Origin of the sequence: Undibacterium pigrum, assembly GCF_003201815.1 — a bacterium.
In the GTDB taxonomy this organism is placed as follows: Bacteria; Pseudomonadota; Gammaproteobacteria; order Burkholderiales; family Burkholderiaceae_D; genus Undibacterium; species Undibacterium pigrum.
The window spans coordinates 110062-129722 of the sequence record NZ_QJKB01000003.1 but is presented as its reverse complement, the minus strand read 5'-3'; the positions used below and the strand labels follow the sequence as shown (position 1 = coordinate 129722).

The 19661-nt window shown below is 50.9% G+C and carries 20 protein-coding genes; 9 read left to right on the top strand and 11 right to left on the bottom strand.

Annotation, left to right across the window (positions count from 1 at the left end; translation table 11 throughout):
* Positions 1-11: 11 nt before the first annotated feature.
* From DFR42_RS11460 to DFR42_RS11445, 4 genes are all read left to right on the top strand, one after another.
* Complete coding sequence (locus tag DFR42_RS11460; RefSeq protein WP_170133493.1) at positions 12-1325, top strand: cyclic di-GMP phosphodiesterase; 1314 nt, start codon at positions 12-14, stop codon at positions 1323-1325.
* Between the two features lie 20 nt (positions 1326-1345).
* Positions 1346-3253, top strand: a complete 1908-nt coding sequence (locus DFR42_RS11455) for a PAS domain-containing sensor histidine kinase (RefSeq protein WP_170133492.1) — start codon at positions 1346-1348, stop codon at positions 3251-3253.
* A 183-nt stretch (positions 3254-3436) separates the two neighbouring features.
* The gene (locus tag DFR42_RS11450; RefSeq protein WP_110255121.1) at positions 3437-3985 is read left to right on the top strand and encodes a peroxiredoxin; all 549 of its coding nucleotides are present in this window, start codon (positions 3437-3439) and stop codon (positions 3983-3985) included.
* 78 nt (positions 3986-4063) lie between these two features.
* Positions 4064-4588: a carboxymuconolactone decarboxylase family protein gene (locus DFR42_RS11445; RefSeq protein WP_110255120.1), complete on the top strand. Its 525-nt coding sequence runs from the start codon at positions 4064-4066 to the stop codon at positions 4586-4588.
* Between the two features lie 576 nt (positions 4589-5164).
* Here the strand turns inward: DFR42_RS11445 and DFR42_RS11435 are convergent.
* The 7 genes from DFR42_RS11435 to DFR42_RS11410 form a co-directional block, all read right to left on the bottom strand.
* A complete protein-coding gene (locus tag DFR42_RS11435; protein WP_110255118.1) occupies positions 5165-5509 on the bottom strand; it encodes a hypothetical protein in 345 nt (114 codons plus the stop codon).
* Positions 5510-5558: 49 nt separating this feature from the next.
* A complete protein-coding gene (locus DFR42_RS11430; protein ID WP_110255117.1) occupies positions 5559-6347 on the bottom strand; it encodes a prohibitin family protein in 789 nt (262 codons plus the stop codon).
* 89 nt (positions 6348-6436) lie between these two features.
* Positions 6437-7453, bottom strand: coding sequence for an isoaspartyl peptidase/L-asparaginase family protein (locus DFR42_RS11425; RefSeq protein ID WP_110255116.1), 1017 nt, complete (start codon positions 7451-7453; stop codon positions 6437-6439).
* Position 7454: 1 nt separating this feature from the next.
* On the bottom strand, positions 7455-8402 hold the full coding sequence (locus DFR42_RS11420; protein WP_110255115.1) for a MurR/RpiR family transcriptional regulator: 948 nt from the start codon (positions 8400-8402) through the stop codon (positions 7455-7457).
* Positions 8403-8577: 175 nt separating this feature from the next.
* Positions 8578-8706, bottom strand: a complete 129-nt coding sequence (locus DFR42_RS29880; RefSeq protein WP_281275157.1) for a hypothetical protein — start codon at positions 8704-8706, stop codon at positions 8578-8580.
* 49 nt (positions 8707-8755) lie between these two features.
* On the bottom strand, positions 8756-9874 hold the full coding sequence (mnmA, locus tag DFR42_RS11415) for a tRNA 2-thiouridine(34) synthase MnmA (protein ID WP_110255114.1): 1119 nt from the start codon (positions 9872-9874) through the stop codon (positions 8756-8758).
* Positions 9871-10362 carry an NUDIX hydrolase gene (locus DFR42_RS11410; RefSeq protein WP_110255524.1) on the bottom strand — a complete coding sequence of 164 codons (492 nt, stop codon included), beginning with the start codon at positions 10360-10362 and terminating at the stop codon, positions 9871-9873. Before DFR42_RS11410 ends, mnmA begins: the two co-directional genes overlap by 4 nt.
* Positions 10363-10813: 451 nt before the next feature.
* Between DFR42_RS11410 and DFR42_RS11405 the strand changes: the two genes are divergently transcribed.
* The 4 genes from DFR42_RS11405 (at position 10814) to DFR42_RS11390 (ending at position 14195) form a co-directional block, all read left to right on the top strand.
* Complete coding sequence (locus DFR42_RS11405; protein ID WP_110255113.1) at positions 10814-11929, top strand: Re/Si-specific NAD(P)(+) transhydrogenase subunit alpha; 1116 nt, start codon at positions 10814-10816, stop codon at positions 11927-11929.
* Between the two features lie 60 nt (positions 11930-11989).
* The gene (panD, locus tag DFR42_RS11400; protein ID WP_110255112.1) at positions 11990-12355 is read left to right on the top strand and encodes an aspartate 1-decarboxylase; all 366 of its coding nucleotides are present in this window, start codon (positions 11990-11992) and stop codon (positions 12353-12355) included.
* 83 nt (positions 12356-12438) lie between these two features.
* Complete coding sequence (locus DFR42_RS11395; protein ID WP_110255111.1) at positions 12439-12762, top strand: NAD(P) transhydrogenase subunit alpha part 2; 324 nt, start codon at positions 12439-12441, stop codon at positions 12760-12762.
* Entirely contained in the window at positions 12762-14195 is a 1434-nt protein-coding gene (locus tag DFR42_RS11390; protein WP_110255110.1) for an NAD(P)(+) transhydrogenase (Re/Si-specific) subunit beta, read from the top strand. Before DFR42_RS11395 ends, DFR42_RS11390 begins: the two co-directional genes overlap by 1 nt.
* Positions 14196-14539: 344 nt before the next feature.
* Here the strand turns inward: DFR42_RS11390 and rocF are convergent, their stop codons facing one another.
* Positions 14540-15451, bottom strand: a complete 912-nt coding sequence (rocF, locus tag DFR42_RS11385) for an arginase (protein WP_110255109.1) — start codon at positions 15449-15451, stop codon at positions 14540-14542.
* Between the two features lie 34 nt (positions 15452-15485).
* Positions 15486-16565, bottom strand: a complete 1080-nt coding sequence (locus tag DFR42_RS11380; protein WP_110255108.1) for an ornithine cyclodeaminase — start codon at positions 16563-16565, stop codon at positions 15486-15488.
* Between the two features lie 382 nt (positions 16566-16947).
* Between DFR42_RS11380 and DFR42_RS11375 the strand changes: the two genes are divergently transcribed.
* Positions 16948-17403 (top strand): Lrp/AsnC family transcriptional regulator, encoded by a 456-nt coding sequence (locus tag DFR42_RS11375; RefSeq protein WP_110255107.1) that lies wholly within the window; start codon positions 16948-16950, stop codon positions 17401-17403.
* A 1-nt stretch (position 17404) separates the two neighbouring features.
* On the opposite strand, the gene DFR42_RS11370 is transcribed toward DFR42_RS11375, so the two are convergent.
* Complete coding sequence (locus tag DFR42_RS11370) at positions 17405-18241, bottom strand: response regulator (RefSeq protein ID WP_170133491.1); 837 nt, start codon at positions 18239-18241, stop codon at positions 17405-17407.
* Positions 18242-18293: 52 nt separating this feature from the next.
* The gene (locus DFR42_RS11365; RefSeq protein WP_245936934.1) at positions 18294-19433 is read right to left on the bottom strand and encodes an HD-GYP domain-containing protein; all 1140 of its coding nucleotides are present in this window, start codon (positions 19431-19433) and stop codon (positions 18294-18296) included.
* Positions 19434-19661 lie beyond the last annotated feature (228 nt).

Here is a 19661-nt window from a genome sequence, read left to right as displayed (position 1 = left end):
ACATCACCCTCATGTCTGATGATAGCCAGTTAATAGTGATTGATCAGATCCAGATCGGGATGTTCATCAAACTCGACCTGAGCTGGTTCGAGCATTCTTTCCCGATGAACTCGTTCAAGATCACCAACCAGCAGCAAATTGATGACCTGGTGGCCCTCAAGCTCAAGCACGTACGCTATATCCCGTCGAAATCTGACCCGGTAGCTGCCAAGCCAGCCAGTAAGCCCATTGTGGCATCAGTGACAATAGCCGCTAACACCTCAGTGCCAGCGAAACAGGTGTATTCCAGCATCATTGATGCAAAACGGGCACGTTTTGAAAAATTGCAAAAACAGCGTGATGAAATTGCCCGCTGTGAAGAAAAATTCGTGCAGGCTGCCGTTGTGGTCAAAAGTATAAACAGGCTTATTTTCTCCAAGCCCAAAGAAACCATCATAGAAGCAGGCAAGCTGGTTGAGAGTATGGCCGAAGTCTTCCTCAGCGGCAGTGACACAGTCATGCACCTGATACAACAGACAGCGGGTAGTGAGGAACTGTATTTCCATACCCTGAATGTCTCGGTACTGGCCATGATGCTGGCCCACGAAATGAAATGCAGCGATGCGCAGATCAAGGAGATAGGCATCGCAGCCCTGTTTCATGACCTTGGCAAGGTGGAGGTGCCTGAACATATACTCAACAAGACTGAGCCACTCACCAAGCCCGAACAGCATTTTTATGAAATGCATCCAGAATATGGCGTGGCTGTGGGGACAAAGGCTGGTCTGTCGCCCGTGGTGCTGGCGGTGATTGCCCAGCATCATGAATTCATGGATGGCACAGGTTACCCTCACAAACTCAAAGGCGATGCCATCAGCATGCCCACACGTATTGTGACCATCGCCAATGTGTACGATAATTTATGCAATCACAATGATCCCAAACTATCATTGACGCCGCATGAAGCCTTATCGACCATGTATGCGCACAGGCGCTCACAGTTTGACGCGTCCATCATGGCGACCCTGGTCAAAAGCCTGGGTGTTTATCCACCAGGCACCTTGGTCAGGCTGTCGAACGAGGCTATTGGCCTGGTCATGAATGTGAACGTGGGCAAGCCTTTGCGCCCACGGGTATTGGTGTATGACGCTGAAATTCCCAAGGAAGATGCCATCATTCTGGACCTGGCGGAAGAAAACAAGGAATTATCCATCAGCGCCAGCATACGGCCAGGTTTATTGCCCAGGGCCATTTTTAATTATCTGAATCCGCGTAAACGGGTCAATTATTATTTTGACTCACAATCGAAGAAAACACAGGGCGGCCCTTTACCCGGCCAGAGCTAGCAGAAATGACCGACACTGGCATGTCACAGTCCATCTCCATGTTAAATAATGGATTACTGCGTCATATCATGGACCATAGCCGCGAGGCGATACTGGTCGTGGATATGCAGCAGATGGTATTGGTTGACGCCAATCAGCTCGCCTGTCTGATGCTGGCCTATACCAGGAGCGACTTGATCGGTTTGCCCCTGGCAAATATAGAGTGTTCCCTGCAGGATGTATTTTTTTGGGAAGCCTTGCGCGCCGACTCGCAGGCTGATGGCCGTGCCATTGCAGAAAGCGAATGGATCAGCAGTCACGGCGTTTCATTCCCGGTAGAAAAGCGGGTATCCACCTTTGCTGATCAGGGTAGCGAGTTTTTTGTGATTCATGCAGAAGACATTACCCATAGACGTGAGCTGGTCGAAGGCCAGGTGCATCTGGTGGCGCAATTGCAAAGTTCACTGGATGCCACTGCAGAAGGCATACTGTCGATAGATTTGAACGGTAATGTGGTTAACATCAATCAGCGTTTCACCCGCATGTGGCAGCTCAATGATGAATTGCTGGCAGCCAGGGATGAGGCGCTCATGTTTGCGCATCTCAAAAATGCCTCGCAGGATGCAGACAGTTTCTTTGCCAGCCTGGAAAAGATTCAGCATGATCCAAATCTGGAAACAGAAGATTTGATTGCGCTGAAAGACGGACGCTATTTTATCTGTGTTTCCAAACCAGAATTTATGCGCGACAGGAGGGTAGGGCGGGTTTTCAGCGTGCGTGATATTACTCAGATGAAAGAGGCAGAATGCAGCCTCGTGGCCGCCAGGGATGCCGCAGAAAAAGCCAGCAAGGAAAAATCACGCATGCTCGAAGCGCTGCTGGTCAGTGAGTCGCGCTTGCGCCGCCTCGTCAATTCCAGCCTGATTGGCATCATGCAAGGCAATCTTAATGGCAGGCTGACTGAAGCCAATGATGTTCTGTTGCAACTGGCAGGTGTGCAAAGGCTGGAGTTTGAGCAATCCGGCATGAGCTGGCTGGACAGGACCAGCGAAGAAAGCCATGCGGCACATCACAATGCCATGACAGAAATACGTCTTTACGGCCAGGCCAAACCGTTTGAAGGCGAGCTGATACGTGAGGATGGCGTGAGCATTCCCGTCATGATAGGCCTGGCGCAACTGGAAGGTTCGCTGGAAGAGTGGGTGGGTTTTGTGCTGGACCTGACCGAGCAGCGCAAGGCAGACCGCATCAAGTCTGAATTCATCTCTGTCGTCAGCCACGAACTGCGCACGCCCCTGACTTCCATACGCGGTGCGTTGGGCTTGCTGGAAAGCGGTGTGGCCGGTGAGCTGACAGCCAAGACCATGCAACTCATCAAGGTCGCACACAGGAACTGCCAGCGTCTGGGCATACTGGTGAACGACATCCTTGATATGGAAAAACTGGCCTCAGGCAAAATGGTCATCAATATAGAACGCTTTGACCTGGTTGCCGTGACCAGGCAGGCAATGGAAGCCAATGCCAGTTATGCCCAGGCCCTGAACGTGCGTTACCGCATCACCGATCACCCTGAAAATGCCTGGGCCATGGGTGACAATGTACGTGTCATGCAGGTATTTGCCAATCTGCTCTCAAATGCCGCGAAGTTTTCGCCGACTGGCGCTGAAGTGCAAATCAGGATCAGCGATATCTCAGGCATCTACAAAATTGAAGTGGAAGACCATGGTCAGGGCATACCCATCGCCTTCAGAGACCAGGTTTTCAAAAAATTTGCCCAGGCAGACGGCACCAATACCCGGCAACAGGGTGGTACTGGTCTGGGCTTGAACATCACCAAGACCTTTGTTGAAAAAATGGGTGGCGAAATTGGTTTTGAAACCGAGGAAGGCAAGGGCAGCATATTCTGGTTTACCCTGCTGGCCTGCGCTCATCGTCGCCACGACAGATAGGCTTGATATTCCGGCTTTACGACGCATTTTCTATAAACGGCAGCGCTTTTGAAGTATATTCCGGACAAGGTTTTAGCTAATTGAATAGTAGTTAAAATCTATTGGATATTTAAAATTCATAGTGATATGCTTCTTGTCGTTGTGGACATATTGTTCACCTTGTCACGTCATCAGGAGAATTTAATGAAAACTGTAGGTCAAAAACTCGACGCATTCAAAGTTCCAGCAGCAAAGCCAGGCTTCAATCATCATGAAGAAAACGGCGTATCCGCATTCGAGGACATCACCGAAGCTTCTTTCCCAGGCAAATGGAAAATCATTTACTTCTACCCAAAAGATTTCACTTTCGTCTGCCCGACTGAAATCGTTGAATTTGCCAAACTGACTAACGACTTCGCAGACCGCGATGCAATCTTGCTGGGTGGCTCTACCGATAACGAATTCTGCAAACTGGCATGGCGTCGTGAGCACAAAGACCTGGACAAACTGAACCACTACGCGTTCGGTGATGCAACAGGTTCTTTGGTAGACATGCTGGGTGTACGTGATGTTAACGCCGGTGTTGCACTGCGCGCGACCTTCATCGTTGATCCTGACAATGTCATCCAGCACGTTTCTGTCAACAACCTCAATGTTGGCCGCAACCCTACAGAAATCCTGCGTATTCTGGATGGTCTGCAAACAGACGAACTGTGCCCATGCAACCGCACAGTAGGCGGCGCAACTCTGTAATTCAGAGAGCACATGCTGTAGATGTAGAATAAACCCGCTACGGCGGGTTTTAAAATCACTTTTTGATAGGTAAATACTATGGAATTCTTGAATTTAATTAAAAGTCGTATCCCTGATTACGCCAAGGATATCCGTCTGAACATTGATGGCACCATCGCCCGCTCCAGCCTGGAAGGCAATGACGCGGTGGGCGTGGCACTGGCAGCTGCCTTTGCAGCAAAAAGCACAGTAATCATTGAAGCCATCAAATCCAGTGGCGCAATCACGCCAGAAGAAATCAATGCCGCGCTGACAGCAGCGGCTTTGATGGGCATGAATAATGTCTGGTATCCGTATGTGGAAATGGCTGATGACGCTGACCTGAAAACCCAGGCAGCCCAGTTGCGCATGAATGCCTATGCCACCAATGGCGGTGTTGATAAACGCCGTTTCGAGATGTACGCTCTGTCGGCTTCTATCATCGGCAAATGTCATTTCTGCGTGAAATCGCATTATGAATTGCTGAAGAAAGAAGGCATGTCAGCCACGCAATTGCGCGATGTGGGGCGTATTGCGGCGGTTGTGAATGCTGCTGCGCAGGTTATTTCTGCAGAGACTGTGTAAAGTTTTCAAGTCGCGTGCAGGTGACTGCTGCGGTTTTTTGGCTCCTTCTCCTTCAAGGAGATTCGTGGGAATTCACAAAGCGCAGCTTTGTGCCACGAATCTCTAAGCCGTTTGCAAGCGGCGCGGTGGGGACAGGTTGGGATGAGGATGGGCTTCTGTCGACAAACGGCAATCGTATTGACGTCGCTCCAGCGAAGGCTGGAGCCTAGCGGCGTTCGTTGCATTGCCGTACTTTGATTAACGCGATTGCCCTCCGTAGAACCAGGCCGGGTCTCGGCCCGGCGGCCGAAATTCTTTCTTTGCGTCGCCAAAGAAAGAATTCAAAGAAAGGCGACCCAGGCATCGCCGCCCCCTAAAGGGGGTTCCCGTTTGTGCAGTACAAAAAATGGGAAGGCCCGAAACTCGCTTCGCTCACACAGCGGTCCTTCTTAATCCATTTTCTGTACAGCACAAACGGCGTCGACACATGGGAACTGCGGAAAGTCAAAAACAACAGCAACCCCATATTCAACAGCAACCCCAAATTCAGCAGCAACACTAACCAGTTTGCCCGCTCTTCAAATTACTACAAACCCCTTACCGCGACTTCCTCTTAAAAATCCCCAGCACTACAAGCAGCAATAACACTGGTAATAAAAACGGCGAAAAGATCATCAGTAACAAGCCGCCTATCAGTACCGCAAACCCTACCAGCAAGAACGATACTCCGGCAATCACCAGTCCCGCCATGACCATGGCGAAGACGATGGCGATGAGTGCTACTGCGATGCCGCCTATGGTAAAGCCATTGTCAGAGAAAATATCAAAGTCATCCGGGCTCCAGTCCAGATTTAAATCAATGGGGCTGTCCATGACATACCAGATGACTAGCAACAGTATGCAAAATGCGGTGAAGCGGGCGGATGACTTTTGTTCGGACATGGTGGCTGATTCCTGGCTAGTTACTGACTGGTTCCTGGCTTGGTGCCGATTATTTATTCACATTGATAAAAGGCACAACACCACCCACGGTCGTTGGCAGGCGGCCATCCCATTTATCGATGGCCTTGGCCTGGTTCTCGGTTTCACGCAGGCGCAGCAGTTCTGGTGTGACTTGCTGTCTTTGCAGGGACAGTGCTTCTGCTTCAGCGCGGGCACGCGCTATTTTTTGCTTGGCTTCGACTTCTATTCTTTGCAGGTCGCGCTCAGCCTTCATTTTCAATTGATCGGCCGTGGTCTTGGCTTCAATGGCTTCGTTGAAGGTCTTGCTGAAGTTGAAATTGACGATGGAAAATTCATCAACTACAAGGCCATGCCTTGCCATGCGCTCTTTCAGGGCCAGGATGATTTCATCGCGTACTTGTGAACGGCGTGAAATCAATTCTTCTGCAGTGAAGCGGGCAGTCACAGCTTTGACGGCTTCCTGCACGCTGGGGATGATGATGCGCTCACCTGGCTCATTGCCCAGGTCGCGATAGACCGATACCACTGCATCTGGCCTCACGTGGTAGTTGATGGCGATCTTGGTATGTACGGTTTGCAAATCCTTGGATGCGGCATCACCGTCACCTTCACCTTTTTGTATGGCGACCGAGACCTTATGCATTTTCTGGGCGATAGGCCAGACCCAGTGTATGCCTTCGCTATAGACTTCATCTGACGGTTTGCCAAAGGTGGTCAGCACACCACGATGGCCCGCCGGGATGGTGGCGAAGGGACTCAAGGCAAGCAGGAACAGCAGGGCAAGAATGCCTACAGCAATTTTGAGCAGGTTTTTCATGATGTTTAATCTCAGGTGAAATGAAAACACTCGCAGTATAAGTGTTATTTGAGCAAGCACATCCGGTAATCGGTGGGAGAAACTACCGCTTATTTATGGGAGGAATAATTGGAGGAATAAGTGGATGAGTAAATTGCTGCAAACGGGCCTTCACCAGAGCGCTGCCAGGCGCGGTACATGCCTTCGGTATTGAAGGGCAGGACGATGTTGCCCAGCTTGTCTATGCCTATGATGCCACCCTGGCCTTCATACAGCGGCAGCTTATCCATGACGACGATATGGGCAGCTTTCTCAAGGCTGTATCCCAGGTACTGCATTTGTGCCGCAATATCATGCAGGGCCAGGCTGCGCATGAAAGCTTCGCCAGTGCCTGTGGCTGACAGTGCGGCAGTCTGGTTGTCTGCATAACAACCAGCACCCAGCATGGGCGTGTCGCCAACACGGCCAGGTAATTTATTGGTCATGCCGCCGGTGGAAGTGGCAGCCGCCAGATTGCCTTGCAAGTCGAGTGCAACGGCACCTACCGTACCAAATTTTTTATCGGGATCAAGTGGCGCTGGGTCTGTCGTTGGTTCTGCTGCAGCGCCAAGTAAATTCGCTGCATCGTGATCTAGCAGTACGCCAGATTCTTGCCGGGCGCGTTGCAATTGCGCGTGGCGCTCTTCGGTGTAAAAGTAGGCAGGTTCTTCAAATGGCAAGCCGTGCTGGCGCAGGAATTCTTCTGCACCTTTGCCCATCATCAGTACATGCGGGCTGTGCTCCATGACAGTTCTGGCCGCCTGTACTGGGTTGCGTACATGCTGTACACCAGCCACGGCACCGGCACGGCGGGTCTTGCCATCCATGATGGCGGCATCCATTTCTATGGTGCCGGCATTGGTGAAGACCGAGCCTTTGCCAGCATTGAACAGGGGGCAGTCTTCCAGCAGACTGACAGCCAGGCTCACGGCATCCAGTGCGCTGCCACCTTGTGCCAATACCTCACTGCCGGCGCTGACGATGGATTGCAAGGCATCCAGATACCGTGCTTCCTGCTCTGCAGTCAGGCTGCTGCGCAAGATGGTGCCAGCACCACCGTGTATGGCTATAGCGGCACGTGCGCCCATGTCAGGCGGGTCTGTCCATGTCGATGATTTTGCTTGAAGCTGCCGCCTGATGCTTGCGGGAGGTGGCATTCGGTTCCTGATACAGCCATGGCAGCATGAACTTGGTCATCTCAGATGCCGCATGCACTGGCGCTTTGGCCTGGTGGGCAACGGCGCTGCAGATGGCTTCTATCAGACACAAGGCTGCGCCTTCAGAGTTGGGTGAAAAATTGCGACGGGTTTGCGCATACAGGGTGATGTTGGCCAGCGATGCCAGCGGTGAGCTGGGCGCATCTGTCAGTGCCAGTATGGGCACTTCCTTGTCTCGCAATTGTTGCAGGATGGTGACGACATCTTCAGCATACCGCGGAAAAGAAATGCCGATGACCAGATCACGTTCTGTGTACTTGAACAACTGACGGGCAACATTGGATGGCCCGCCTGAGCCCAGTGTTGATTGCACGGTATTGCAAAACGGGTCCAGGCTATGTGCCATCAGGCCTGCCAGAAAGGCGCTGGCACCATAGCCGACTATATAAATTCTTTCCGCATTCAGGATCTGGCGCACGGCCTGGTTGCACAAGTCAGGAGAGAGCCCGCGACGTGTGGCTTCCAGATTGGCCATGTCTTCATTGAGCGAGCTGGAAATGATTTCAGTGCTGGTGGCAGGGCGCTGGATTTCACTGCGTAAATTATCTATCGGTGCCAGCATGGCTTCAAAGCCATATACCAGTTCAGCACGAAATTGCGGATAACCTTCAAAGCCCAGTGCGCGGGCAAAGCGATTGGCGGTGGCAACGGAAATGCCGACGGCATTCGCCAGCTCATCGATAGACATGGTGGCTGAGCGAAAAACATTAGACAAGACATAGTCTGCTGCTTTTCTGTGCGCTTTTGACAAGTTCATATAGACCTTGCCTATGCGCGCATTGACAGTACCACCCAGGGATTGCGTATCAGGACGATTCATATCGACTGGCTTTTCCGATGAAATAGAAATGTAAATATAATTTCATCGATTTAAATTGTAAAGAAATGAATCGTGTCAAATCGATGAATGTCTCTCTCCGTACATATTTTGGATAATTTGGTCTATTTAGGAGATTTGTCAGGATAAACAAAATACATCAAATTTTGTTTTGAATTTACCCGGATTTACGCTTGCTAATGATTGTGTCAGGAGAAAGACGGTCGGACAGGGAATAGCCGGATGGCAAACCCAGCCCTATCATGCCTGCTTGTAAAAATGAAAATGCCCACAGACTTGTGGGCATTGATTGAACTGACAGAAATTCTGATGCGGCGAATCTCTGCAGACCACGCTTAATCAGTCTTACGATCAGCCTTACGACTGGCGATATCAATAATGCCGCCACCCAGGCAAACATCACCATCGTACAAGACGGCAGACTGGCCAGGTGTGACTGCCCATTGTGCCTGCGGAAAGTCCAGTTGAAAACGCTCGCTGTCGCCGCTGAAATGGCAAGCCACGTCAGGCTGGCGATAGCGGGTCTTGGCAGACAGCTCACCAGCTTGTGGCGCTTCGCCCGCCACCCAGCTGACTTGCCCGGCTTCCAGGCCAGCAGACAATAGCCAGGGATGATCATGCCCCTGCACGGCATACAGGGTATTGGCTTCTACATCTTTTTTCGCGACATACCAGGCATCACTGCTACCATCAGCATTCTGGTGCGACTTGATACCACCTATGCCTATGCCTTTGCGCTGGCCCAGGGTATAAAAACTCAGGCCTACGTGCTGGCCTATGATTTCACCTTCGGGTGTCTGGATATTGCCTGGCTTGTATGACAGGTAACGATTCAAAAATTCGCGGAAAGGGCGCTCGCCTATGAAGCAAATGCCAGTCGAATCTTTTTTCTTCGCATTCGGGAGTTGCAGTTGCTCGGCTATCTTGCGTACTTCCGTCTTCTGAATTTCGCCAAGCGGAAACAGGGTATTTGCCAGTTGTTTCTGGTTCAGCCTGTGCAGGAAATAACTCTGGTCCTTGCTGGCGTCGATAGCCTTCATCAACTGGAACTGACCATTCATTTCACGCACGCGGGCATAGTGGCCAGTGGCGATGTAATCGGCACCCAGCTTCATGGCGTGGTCAAGAAAGGCCTTGAACTTGATTTCGGCATTGCACAGCACATCCGGGTTCGGTGTGCGGCCAGCCTGGTATTCACGCAGGAACTCGGCAAAGACGCGGTCCTTGTATTCGCTGGCAAAATTGACAGCTTCGATATCGACGCCAACGACGTCGGCCACGCTGACTGCATCTATCCAGTCTTCACGGGTAGAGCAGTATTCTGAATCGTCGTCATCTTCCCAGTTTTTCATGAACAGGCCGATGACTTCATAACCCTGTTCTTTCAGCAGCCATGCCGAGACGGAAGAATCAACTCCACCAGACATGCCTATCACTACTTTTTTCTTGCTCATTTTTGCGGTTCCAAGTTTCCAAGTGCGCTTGGATGGGTAAACAACAGGGATAGCGGCGCGCGCCTGCCCTGCAAATAATCGTCTATGCATTGCATGACCAGAGGGCTGCGATGCCTGTCCTGGCTTGCCACGAGTTCGTCATAGCTCATCCATACGGTGCGCAAGATGCCAGTATCCAGGGCGCGGTCGTGTGCCTGACCCAGCTCGCCGGTAAAGGCAAAGCGCAGATAGGTGACTTCTTCACCCGTCTTGGGTGAAATGAAGCGTGACAGGTAAGTGCCTGTCAATGCGGTCGGTGTGAAGTCGTGGGCAGTTTCTTCCAGGGTTTCGCGGACGACGGCCTGTATCAGGCTTTCATCCGGGTCCAGATGACCGGCGGGCTGGTTGATGCGTACACCATCAGGTGTTTCTTCTTCAATCATGAAAAACTGTTGGTCGCGCTCTATGATTGCGGCTACAGTGACGGATGGTTTCCAAATGGCAGACATGGCTTCTCTCAGTAAGTCCGACATTTTACTTTGCCGTCAAATTTTGTGTGGCAAACCAGCAAATTTGAGAGCGAATTAGCTAATGCGTAATTTATCTATACCTGCTTATTTTCGAGGATTCCTGCTATTTTCTTTTTGCACCAAACTGGCGCAAGCGTAGGCTTATGTTTCAAGTCACTGTTTTTAAAGGGAATAATCTGTTTTCTTAAGACGGTAATAGATATAAAAAGCCAGTTGCCCTCACATAATTTGTAGAAAACACAAAAAAGTGAACGGTTGTGCTAAAAAACATTTTGCGTGTAATATCGTTGTCGAATATCAAATGTAAGATTCGGGTAAGAAAGTGATTTACCTGTATCAGCAAAAAATAATGGCGCGGCCAGAGCTTACCCTTGACCGCGACAGCACGAAATTGTTACACCAGTATTCACACTAAAGAGGGAGCAAATCTATGAAAATCGGCATACCCGCCGAGTCACGGCCGGGGGAGACGCGTGTTGCGGCAACCCCAGAAACGATAAAAAAATATGTCGCAGCCAAACACCAGGTGATCGTGCAGTCTGGTGCAGGCGTGGCTTCCAGTATTACTGACGAGGCCTACCAGGCTGCCGGTGCGCAAATCGGCACAGCCGCTGATGCACTGGGCGCTGAGCTGGTCTTGAAAGTACGTGCCCCCAATGCAGAGGAACGTGCCCTGATGAAATCAGGCACGGTGCTGGTTGGCATGCTCAACCCTTTTGACGCAGACAATATTGCGGCAATGGCCACACACGGCCTGTCCGCATTTGCACTCGAAGCTGCACCGCGCATTACCCGTGCGCAGTCGCTCGACGTCTTGTCTTCGCAAGCCAATATCGCTGGTTACAAGGCTGTCATGCTGGCTGCCAATACTTATCAACGCTTCATGCCCATGCTGATGACGGCGGCAGGTACGGTCAAGGCTGCACGCGTGCTGATCATGGGTGTGGGTGTCGCTGGTCTGCAAGCTATTGCCACGGCCAAGCGCCTCGGCGCAGTAATTGAAGCATCGGATGTACGCCCACCCGTCAAGGAACAGGTTGAATCCCTGGGAGCAAAATTCATCGACGTGCCTTATGAAACCGATGAAGAACGCGAAATCGCCAAAGGCGTAGGTGGTTATGCCCGCCCCATGCCAGCAGCGTGGATGGAAAGACAGGCAGCTCTCGTGCATGAACGTGCCAAACAGGCAGACATCATTATCACGACAGCCCTGATCCCTGGTCGCAAAGCACCGATACTGATTTCGGAAGAAACAGTAAAAGCCATGAAGCCAGGCTCAGTCATCGTCGACATGGCGGTAGAGCAAGGTGGCAATTGCCCTTTGTCTGAACTCAACAAGACAGTCACCAAATACGGCGTACACATCATAGGCGAGCCTAACCTGGCAACCCTGGTGGCGGCTGATGCATCGGCACTGTATGCACGCAATGTGCTGGACTTCCTCAAGCTCATCATCGACAAGGATGCTGCACTGGCGATTAATCGTGAAGATGAAATCGTTGCTGCCACCCTGGTGTGCTCGGCTGGCGAAGTCCTGAAGAAATAAAGAAATAGATTCAAGATTTAAGTTTTAAGATTTTTTTAAGTACCAGAAAGTAGAAAGACCATGCAAAGAAATATGCTCCGCGCCAAAATTCATCGCGCAACTGTAACCCAGTGTGACCTGCACTACGAAGGATCGTGCGGTATAGATGAAGATCTGCTCGACGCTGCCAACATCATCGAAAACGAACAGATAGAGCTGTATAACGTCAACAACGGTGAACGCTTCTCCACTTATGCCATCAAGGGCAAACGTGGCAGTGGTGAAATTTCACTCAATGGCGCTGCAGCCCGCCGCGTACAACTGGGCGATCTCATGATTATCTGTACCTATGCGCCTATGACAGAAGAAGAAGCAAAAGCGTATAAACCGAACGTTGTTTTCGTGAATGGCAAGAATCAGATCACCAGTATCAAAGAGTATAAATAACGTAGCCGGGGCAGGCAGTATCTGAAGTCTTGCTTGCCCATGTCTCGATTTGCATGTCTCAATCCAATTAAAGAGAGGACATCATGGAAGTTAGTCATACCCTTACCAACCTCATCATCTTCGTGCTGGCAATTTATGTCGGTTACCACGTGGTGTGGACAGTAACACCAGCCCTGCACACGCCTTTGATGGCGGTGACCAATGCCATTTCTGCCATCATCATCGTCGGTGCCATGCTGGCCGCCGGTCTGACTGAAGGTGTACTGGCCCAGGTCATGGGTACTGCAGCCGTAGCATTGGCGGCCGTGAATGTATTCGGCGGTTTTCTGGTCACCCAGAGGATGCTGGAAATGTTCAAGAAAAAAGAGCCCAAGGCCATTGCCCATGCTGACAAGGAGGGCAAATAATGAGCATGAATCTCGTGACGATGCTTTATCTGATCGCATCGGTCTGCTTCATCCAGGCGTTAAAAGGCTTGTCCCATCCTTCCACTGCACGTCGTGGTAATGCCTTTGGCATGATAGGCATGGCGGTTGCTGTTGCAACTACCATAGCCCTCATCGTCAAGCTCAAAAACGAAAGTGCCGGTGCAGGTCTGGGCTATGGCCTGGTTGCCATTGGCGTCATCGTTGGTGGCGGCATAGGTGCAACGCTGGCCAAACGTGTAGAGATGACCAAGATGCCGGAACTGGTCGCAGCGATGCACTCACTGATCGGTCTGGCAGCGGTGTGTATTGCCGTAGCTGTTGTGTCTGAACCCTGGGTATTCAATATCGTCGCCAGAGACCAGCCTATTCCTTTTGGTAACCGTCTGGAATTGTTTATCGGTACTTTTGTCGGTGCGATTACCTTCTCTGGCTCTGTCATCGCTTTCGGTAAATTGTCTGGCAAGTACAAATTCCGTTTGTTCCAGGGTGCACCGGTCAGCTTCAGTGGCCAGCATCAGTTGAACCTGGTATTGGCAATTGCGATGCTGGGCTGCGGTATAGCCTTCTGCGTCACACAAAGCTGGACACCGTTCATCATCATGACTGCCCTGGCTTTTGTGCTGGGTGTGCTTATCATCATCCCTATCGGTGGTGCTGATATGCCGGTGGTAGTGTCTATGCTGAATAGCTATTCTGGCTGGGCTGCTGCGGGTATCGGCTTTTCGCTGAATAACTCCATGCTGATCATTGCCGGTTCGCTGGTGGGTTCGTCCGGTGCTATCCTGTCTTACATCATGTGCAAGGCGATGAACCGTTCATTCTTCAATGTGATCTTGGGTGGTTTTGGTGGCGAAGCTGCAACTGCTGCCAGTGGCGACCAGGCACAGCGCACCGTCAAATCCGGTTCTGCTGATGACGTGGCTTTCCTGCTCGGTAATGCCGAGACTGTCGTCATTGTTCCTGGCTATGGCCTGGCGGTTGCCCGTGCCCAGCATGCCCTGAAAGAACTGACAGAAAAACTGACGCACAAAGGTATTACAGTGAAGTACGCAATTCACCCTGTGGCAGGGCGTATGCCTGGTCATATGAACGTCTTGCTGGCAGAAGCTGAAGTGCCTTATGACCAGGTATTCGAGATGGAAGACATCAACAGCGAATTTGGTCAGGCTGACGTGGTGCTGGTACTGGGTGCGAATGACGTGGTTAATCCTGCGGCAAAAGATCCTAAGTCACCGATTGCTGGCATGCCTATCCTGGAAGCCTATAAAGCCAAGACCGTCATCGTCAACAAACGCTCCATGGCTTCTGGCTATGCAGGTCTGGACAATGAACTGTTCTATATGGATAAAACCATGATGGTGTTTGGCGACGCCAAGAAAGTCATTGAAGATATGGTCAAGGCAGTTGAGTAATTTGCTGCCGCTGTATTGATTTGTAGCTAGCTGTACAAAAAAAGCCCCGCTGCGATTGAGATTGCAGCGGGGCTTTTGTTTGATGCATTTACGATGTGAAGCATCAGGCATTAAATTATCATGAATAATCGGGGTGGCGTGTTTTTATAGCGCACTACCTGTAGGAGCGGCTTCAGCAGCGAATGCTGGAGAGTAGAAATGACCGACACGGCAAATCGTTCGCGGCTGAAGCCGCTCCTACGATTAAGCCGGGTGTTTTATTCGATGCCAGCGTTTAATCAGATGCGCCAAAGTGACAGTGCAGCAAGCCATCAGTAAACCGTATTTGCTGATGGCTATAAAACTTACATCCTGACCAGCGTGGATTTGCCAAACAGGCTTTCTATCAGGTCTACTGCCAGCACGGCAGTCTGATTGCGTACATCCAGGGCTGGATTGAGTTCAACCACGTCCAGTGAAGCCATCAGGCCGGTATCAGCCACCATCTCCATACACAATTGTGCTTCACGGTAACTTGGGCCGCCGAGCACTGCCGTGCCTACGCCGGGGGCGATGCCGGGGTCCAGGCAGTCAAGGTCAAAGCTCACGTGCAAATGAGTATTGCTGTCGAGGTTGGCCAGCACTGAAGACATGACATTGCGCATGCCGTATTCATCGATATAGCGCATGTCGAATACCTGCATGCCCATTTCATGAATGAACTTGCGCTCACCGTCATCAACGCTGCGTATGCCTATCAGGCGTATGTCAGTTGGTTGTATGGCAGGCGTCTGGCCGCTATAGTTGATCAGCTCTTTAGGACCATGACCCATGAGGCAGGCGACAGGCATGCCGTGGATATTGCCGGTAGGGCTGATGGTGGACAGATTACTGTCGGCATGCGCATCAAACCATAAAACGCGCAATTTCTTGCCAACGCGTCGGCAATGTGCCGCCACCGCGCTGATGGAACCTATCGCCAGGCAATGATCACCACCTAGCATCATGGGCATATGGCCATCCTGCAAGGCCTTGTCGACGGCATCATATACGGCCTGATTCCAGTCTATCGCCTCTTTCAGGTGGCGCAGGCCATTCACTGGCTGTTCCCAGGGATTGGCCGGACCATGCAAATTGCCATGGTCAATGACTTTCAGGCCGCGTGCTGTTAAAGCCTCGTTCAGGCCTGCCACACGTAATGCGTCGGGCCCCATGCCCGCGCCTCTGACGCTTGCGCCTACATCGGTAGGCGCTCCAATTAAGGAAATGGTTTTCATTCGTTTCTAGTGTAATGCCCTGTCAGGATAGACTTCAGGCGTTTATTGGTACTGCACAATCTGTATTGCTACGGGCAGGGCTGGCAACATTGCTGCTTGTTGCTGCCATTCCCATACCAAACAGGTCTTTCGGGTTCATCATTTCAGGTATCAGGTCCAGTACCGGCGAATTGGCCTGCATGACATATTTTTCCAGGTAACGCATGGCAGAAAAATCTTCCAGCGCAAATCCTACAGAATCAAATACCGTGACTTGCCCGGCATGGCTGCGGCCAGTGGCATTACCTGCCAGGATAGTCCATAACTCAGTCACCTTGAAGTCTGCCGGCATTTGCTGCAATTCACCTTCTATACGTGATTGCGGTTCATATTCCACTACCACATGGGCATTATTCAAAATATCCGCATGCAATTCTGTCTTGCCAGGGCAATCGCCTCCTACGCCATTGATGTGCATACCGGGTTCTATCATTTCCGGTGTCAGTATGATGGCATTGGTTTTGTCTGCTGTCACCGTGGTCACGATGTCTGCGCCCTTGACTGCCTCGGCAGTGGAACTGGCGCGTATCACGCGTAATTCTGGATACATACGCAAATTATGAATTAATTTGTCGGTTGCTGCAGGGTCTATGTCATATACACGCAACTCTTTGATGCCCAGCATGGCATGAAAAGCCACTGCCTGGAATTCACTTTGCGCACCATTGCCTATCAGGGCCATGACGCGGCTGTCTGGCCTGGCCATGTAAGTCGCCGCCAGCGCCGAGGTGGCAGCAGTACGTATCGCGGTTGTCAGTGTCAGTTCTGACAGCAGGCGAGGGTAACCGGTATTCACATCGGCCAGTACGCCAAAGGCAGTTACCGTCAGCAAACCAGCCTGGGTGTTTTTTGGGTGACCATTGACGTATTTGAACGAATATTGGCTACCGTCAGAGATAGGCATCAGTTCTATGACGCCTACGTCTGAATGGTTAGCTACCCGTGCAGACTTGTCGAATGACTGCCAGCGCAAATAATCCTCCTTGATCATGCCAGCCAGACGCGCGATGGCATCTTCCAGCCTGGTCTTCTTCAAGTGGTTTTGCAGTTCTTTTGTGCCGATAAAGGTCACCATGTTGTTCTCCGTGTTTACCGTATTTGTATATATAAGGACTTGCGGGAACACATTTCAGAGGCTATTGCGAAATCACCCTGGTTTTCCTGATGTTGCGAGACTTCCATTCACTCTTTGTTGCTTCCAGGCTATTACTCCAGGAAAAGTGATGTACTGAAAATCCACCAGACCCATTTCGCATCAGGCTCTTGCGCACCTGCTGTGCTATGTATTCTGTTAACCATTGTAGCCAGCCGGGCAAAGAATTAGATTGCTAAATGAGATGTAAATTTCATGTAAATAGAAATTAAGTTTCATATATAGGAAATTAATGTGTTTTAATTTCTTATTTAACGTTAATGACAAAATATCCTGAAAATCAGGCTTAAGCTGGGAGATAAATATGGACGTTTATGACCGCAGTATCTTGCGTCATTTGCAACAAGATGGGCGCATGAGTAATTTGAACCTTGCAGAGCGCATACATCTGTCTGCGCCACAGACCCTGCGCAGAGTCAGGACACTGGAAGAAAAAGGCGTGATACGCGCCTACGTGGCCCAGGTTGCACCGGAGGCGCTGGGGCTGGGCGTGATGGCATTCGTCAACTTGTCGCTGGACCGGGAACAGTTTCGCAATGTGCGCGAGGTAGAGCGGCAATTGAAGGCTTTCCCTGAAATCATAGAATGCCATACCATCTCTGGCGACTTCGATTACATACTCAAGGTCGTTGCCAGCGATTTGAAAAGCCTGTCGCAATTCCTGACGGATACCCTGATGCAGGTGCCTGGTGTTGCCTCTTTGCGTTCCATGATATGCATGGAAGAAATCAAGCCTGTCAGTGGTTTGCCTATAGATTGATTTATCTCTGTTTGCGCAGATTACGGTAACGTTCTGCCCTGCTGGCGATGGTCGATATCAGTTTTTCCGGGTCTATGGGTTTGCTGAGAAAGTCGTCAGCCCCGGTTTCTATGGCCAGCATTTCCTTTTGTGTATCGCTGGACAGGAAGACGATGGGAATATCAAGGTAACGATTGTTTTGCCTTATGATCTGCGCCATTTCCAGGCCATTGCAGACAGGCATATTCAAATCCGTCAGAACCAGTTCAGGCTTGAATTTTTTCAAGGCATCCAGCACCTCAACCGGGTCATTGATGGCTTTCACATGCATGCCGGCGCTGCTGAGTATGGCTTCATAATAACTTGCCAGCATTTCATCATCATCAACCACCAGAACGCGGTAAGCCATGACTTCATTCCTGGCGATTTTTTCATCTATCCTGGCGCTTAGCGCATCTGCATCCAGCGGTTTGAGAAAATAACCTTCCGCCCCTTCACGCACTGCCGCCAGCCTTTGCATGAAATCATCGATGGCTGAAATATAAATAATGGGAAAATTACTGATGACCCGGTTGCCCATTTTTTTTCTGGCAATTTGTCCTGCCGGGCTATCGATATCCATGACCAGGGCTTGCGGTGCTCTGACCACGATGGCAGACTGCAATTCATCGGCCGCATCAAAGCAGACTACTTCGTGATGATGCATAGCCAGTGTCGCTGCCAATTGCCGGGCGGTTTCATCGTCAGGAAAATATAAATACACCAGACTGCGATAGTCTGATTCATTCATATGTTCAAAACTCTCTTCAAAGTTTTCGTCATCGCTGACTTCTGGCAACTCTGGGAAATCGTTGTCCATAATATAGTGAGGTCCTGGTGAATGACTCATGGGGATGGTAGAGAGAGGTAGCTCATAGCCTGGCAATCTCGCCCCACAAATGGCGCATGGTGAATTTGACTGGCACCTGGTCGCGGTGCAAGACTTCGCGTATGCCCATCAGCGGTTTTTGTGTATCGCGCCTGAGTGGCATGGACAGTGGCGTGCCACGGGGGCCCAGCAGGGCGTGTACAAAAGGCGTTGTGGTCGTCGTGCCTTTGCCTGTCACTACCGCAGTTTCACCGCTTTCCAGCTTGACGAAAGTTCCTATTGGATAGGTGCCCAGTTCCTTGATAAATACCGTCACCAGCATGGGGTCTATCTTGGATTTACCTTCTACCAGAATGTCGCGCAATGCCGCATTCGGCAACATGGATTTACGATAGCTGCGGGCGCAGACACGTGCACAATAACGGTCGGCCAGCGAAATAATCTTGGCATTTTGCGGGATATCGGCACTGGTTTTTTTTGCCGGGTAGCCGCTGCCATCTTCATTTTCATGATGATGCAAGACCCAGGACAGCCAGTCTTCATTATCAATACCTGCTGCGCGCAGCATCCTGACGCCTGTTTCCGGATGTTCAGAAATTAATTGCTGTTCTGATGCACTCAGGGTCTCGCTTTTTTCCTGCAGCTTTTCTTGCTGCCTCAGCATGGCCACATTCATGGTCATTGCTGCTGCGCCCAGCAAGAGCATTTCATCGGCAGGCTTCTTGAGTGTGCGGGCAATCAGTAAGGATACGACTGCGGTATCGACAGAATGTCGCGGGCCGTAATTATCATCCTGGTTCAGCAATATGCAACCCAGCGCAACGTCAGGTGCCATGAAGACTGCCGCGCCCATTTTCTTGGTCAGGGAAATCAATTGGGCTGCTACATCTGCTTCTGTCGCCAGGTTATAGACCAGCCTGCGCAATTCTGTACGCACGGTATTGATCGTGCGAACAACAGAGGGGGCTTCGCTGGGTTTTTCTGCGGTTTTACCATCGCGCAAACCAGCTTCAGATTTGCCGGTATCTGCAAACAAACCACGTTCCACCAGTGCCAATACCTGATGCGGACCTGTGACTATAAAGCCCTTGCGCAATAAGAGACTGCCGTCACTGCCGTACACATCCCAGGGCAAGGCTTGCCCTATGACTATGTCAGACATCCCTATGCGTCTGGTTGACATGCCTACCTCTGCAGGTGAGTGAAGCGGGAGAATCAAGCACACTGTTTTTGCCAGCAGCCTCGCTACCACAGGGTAGGGCTTATCTGGGAGGCATCCCATTTCTGGCTACGCAATGCCTGTTCTTGATGCTAGCAGAAATCATTAGTAGCACTTGTTATCAAATGTCAAGAATGGGGTTTCTGTTGCTGTGCCGCACTTGTGCACTGCACAGCAATATCGTGAGGAAGG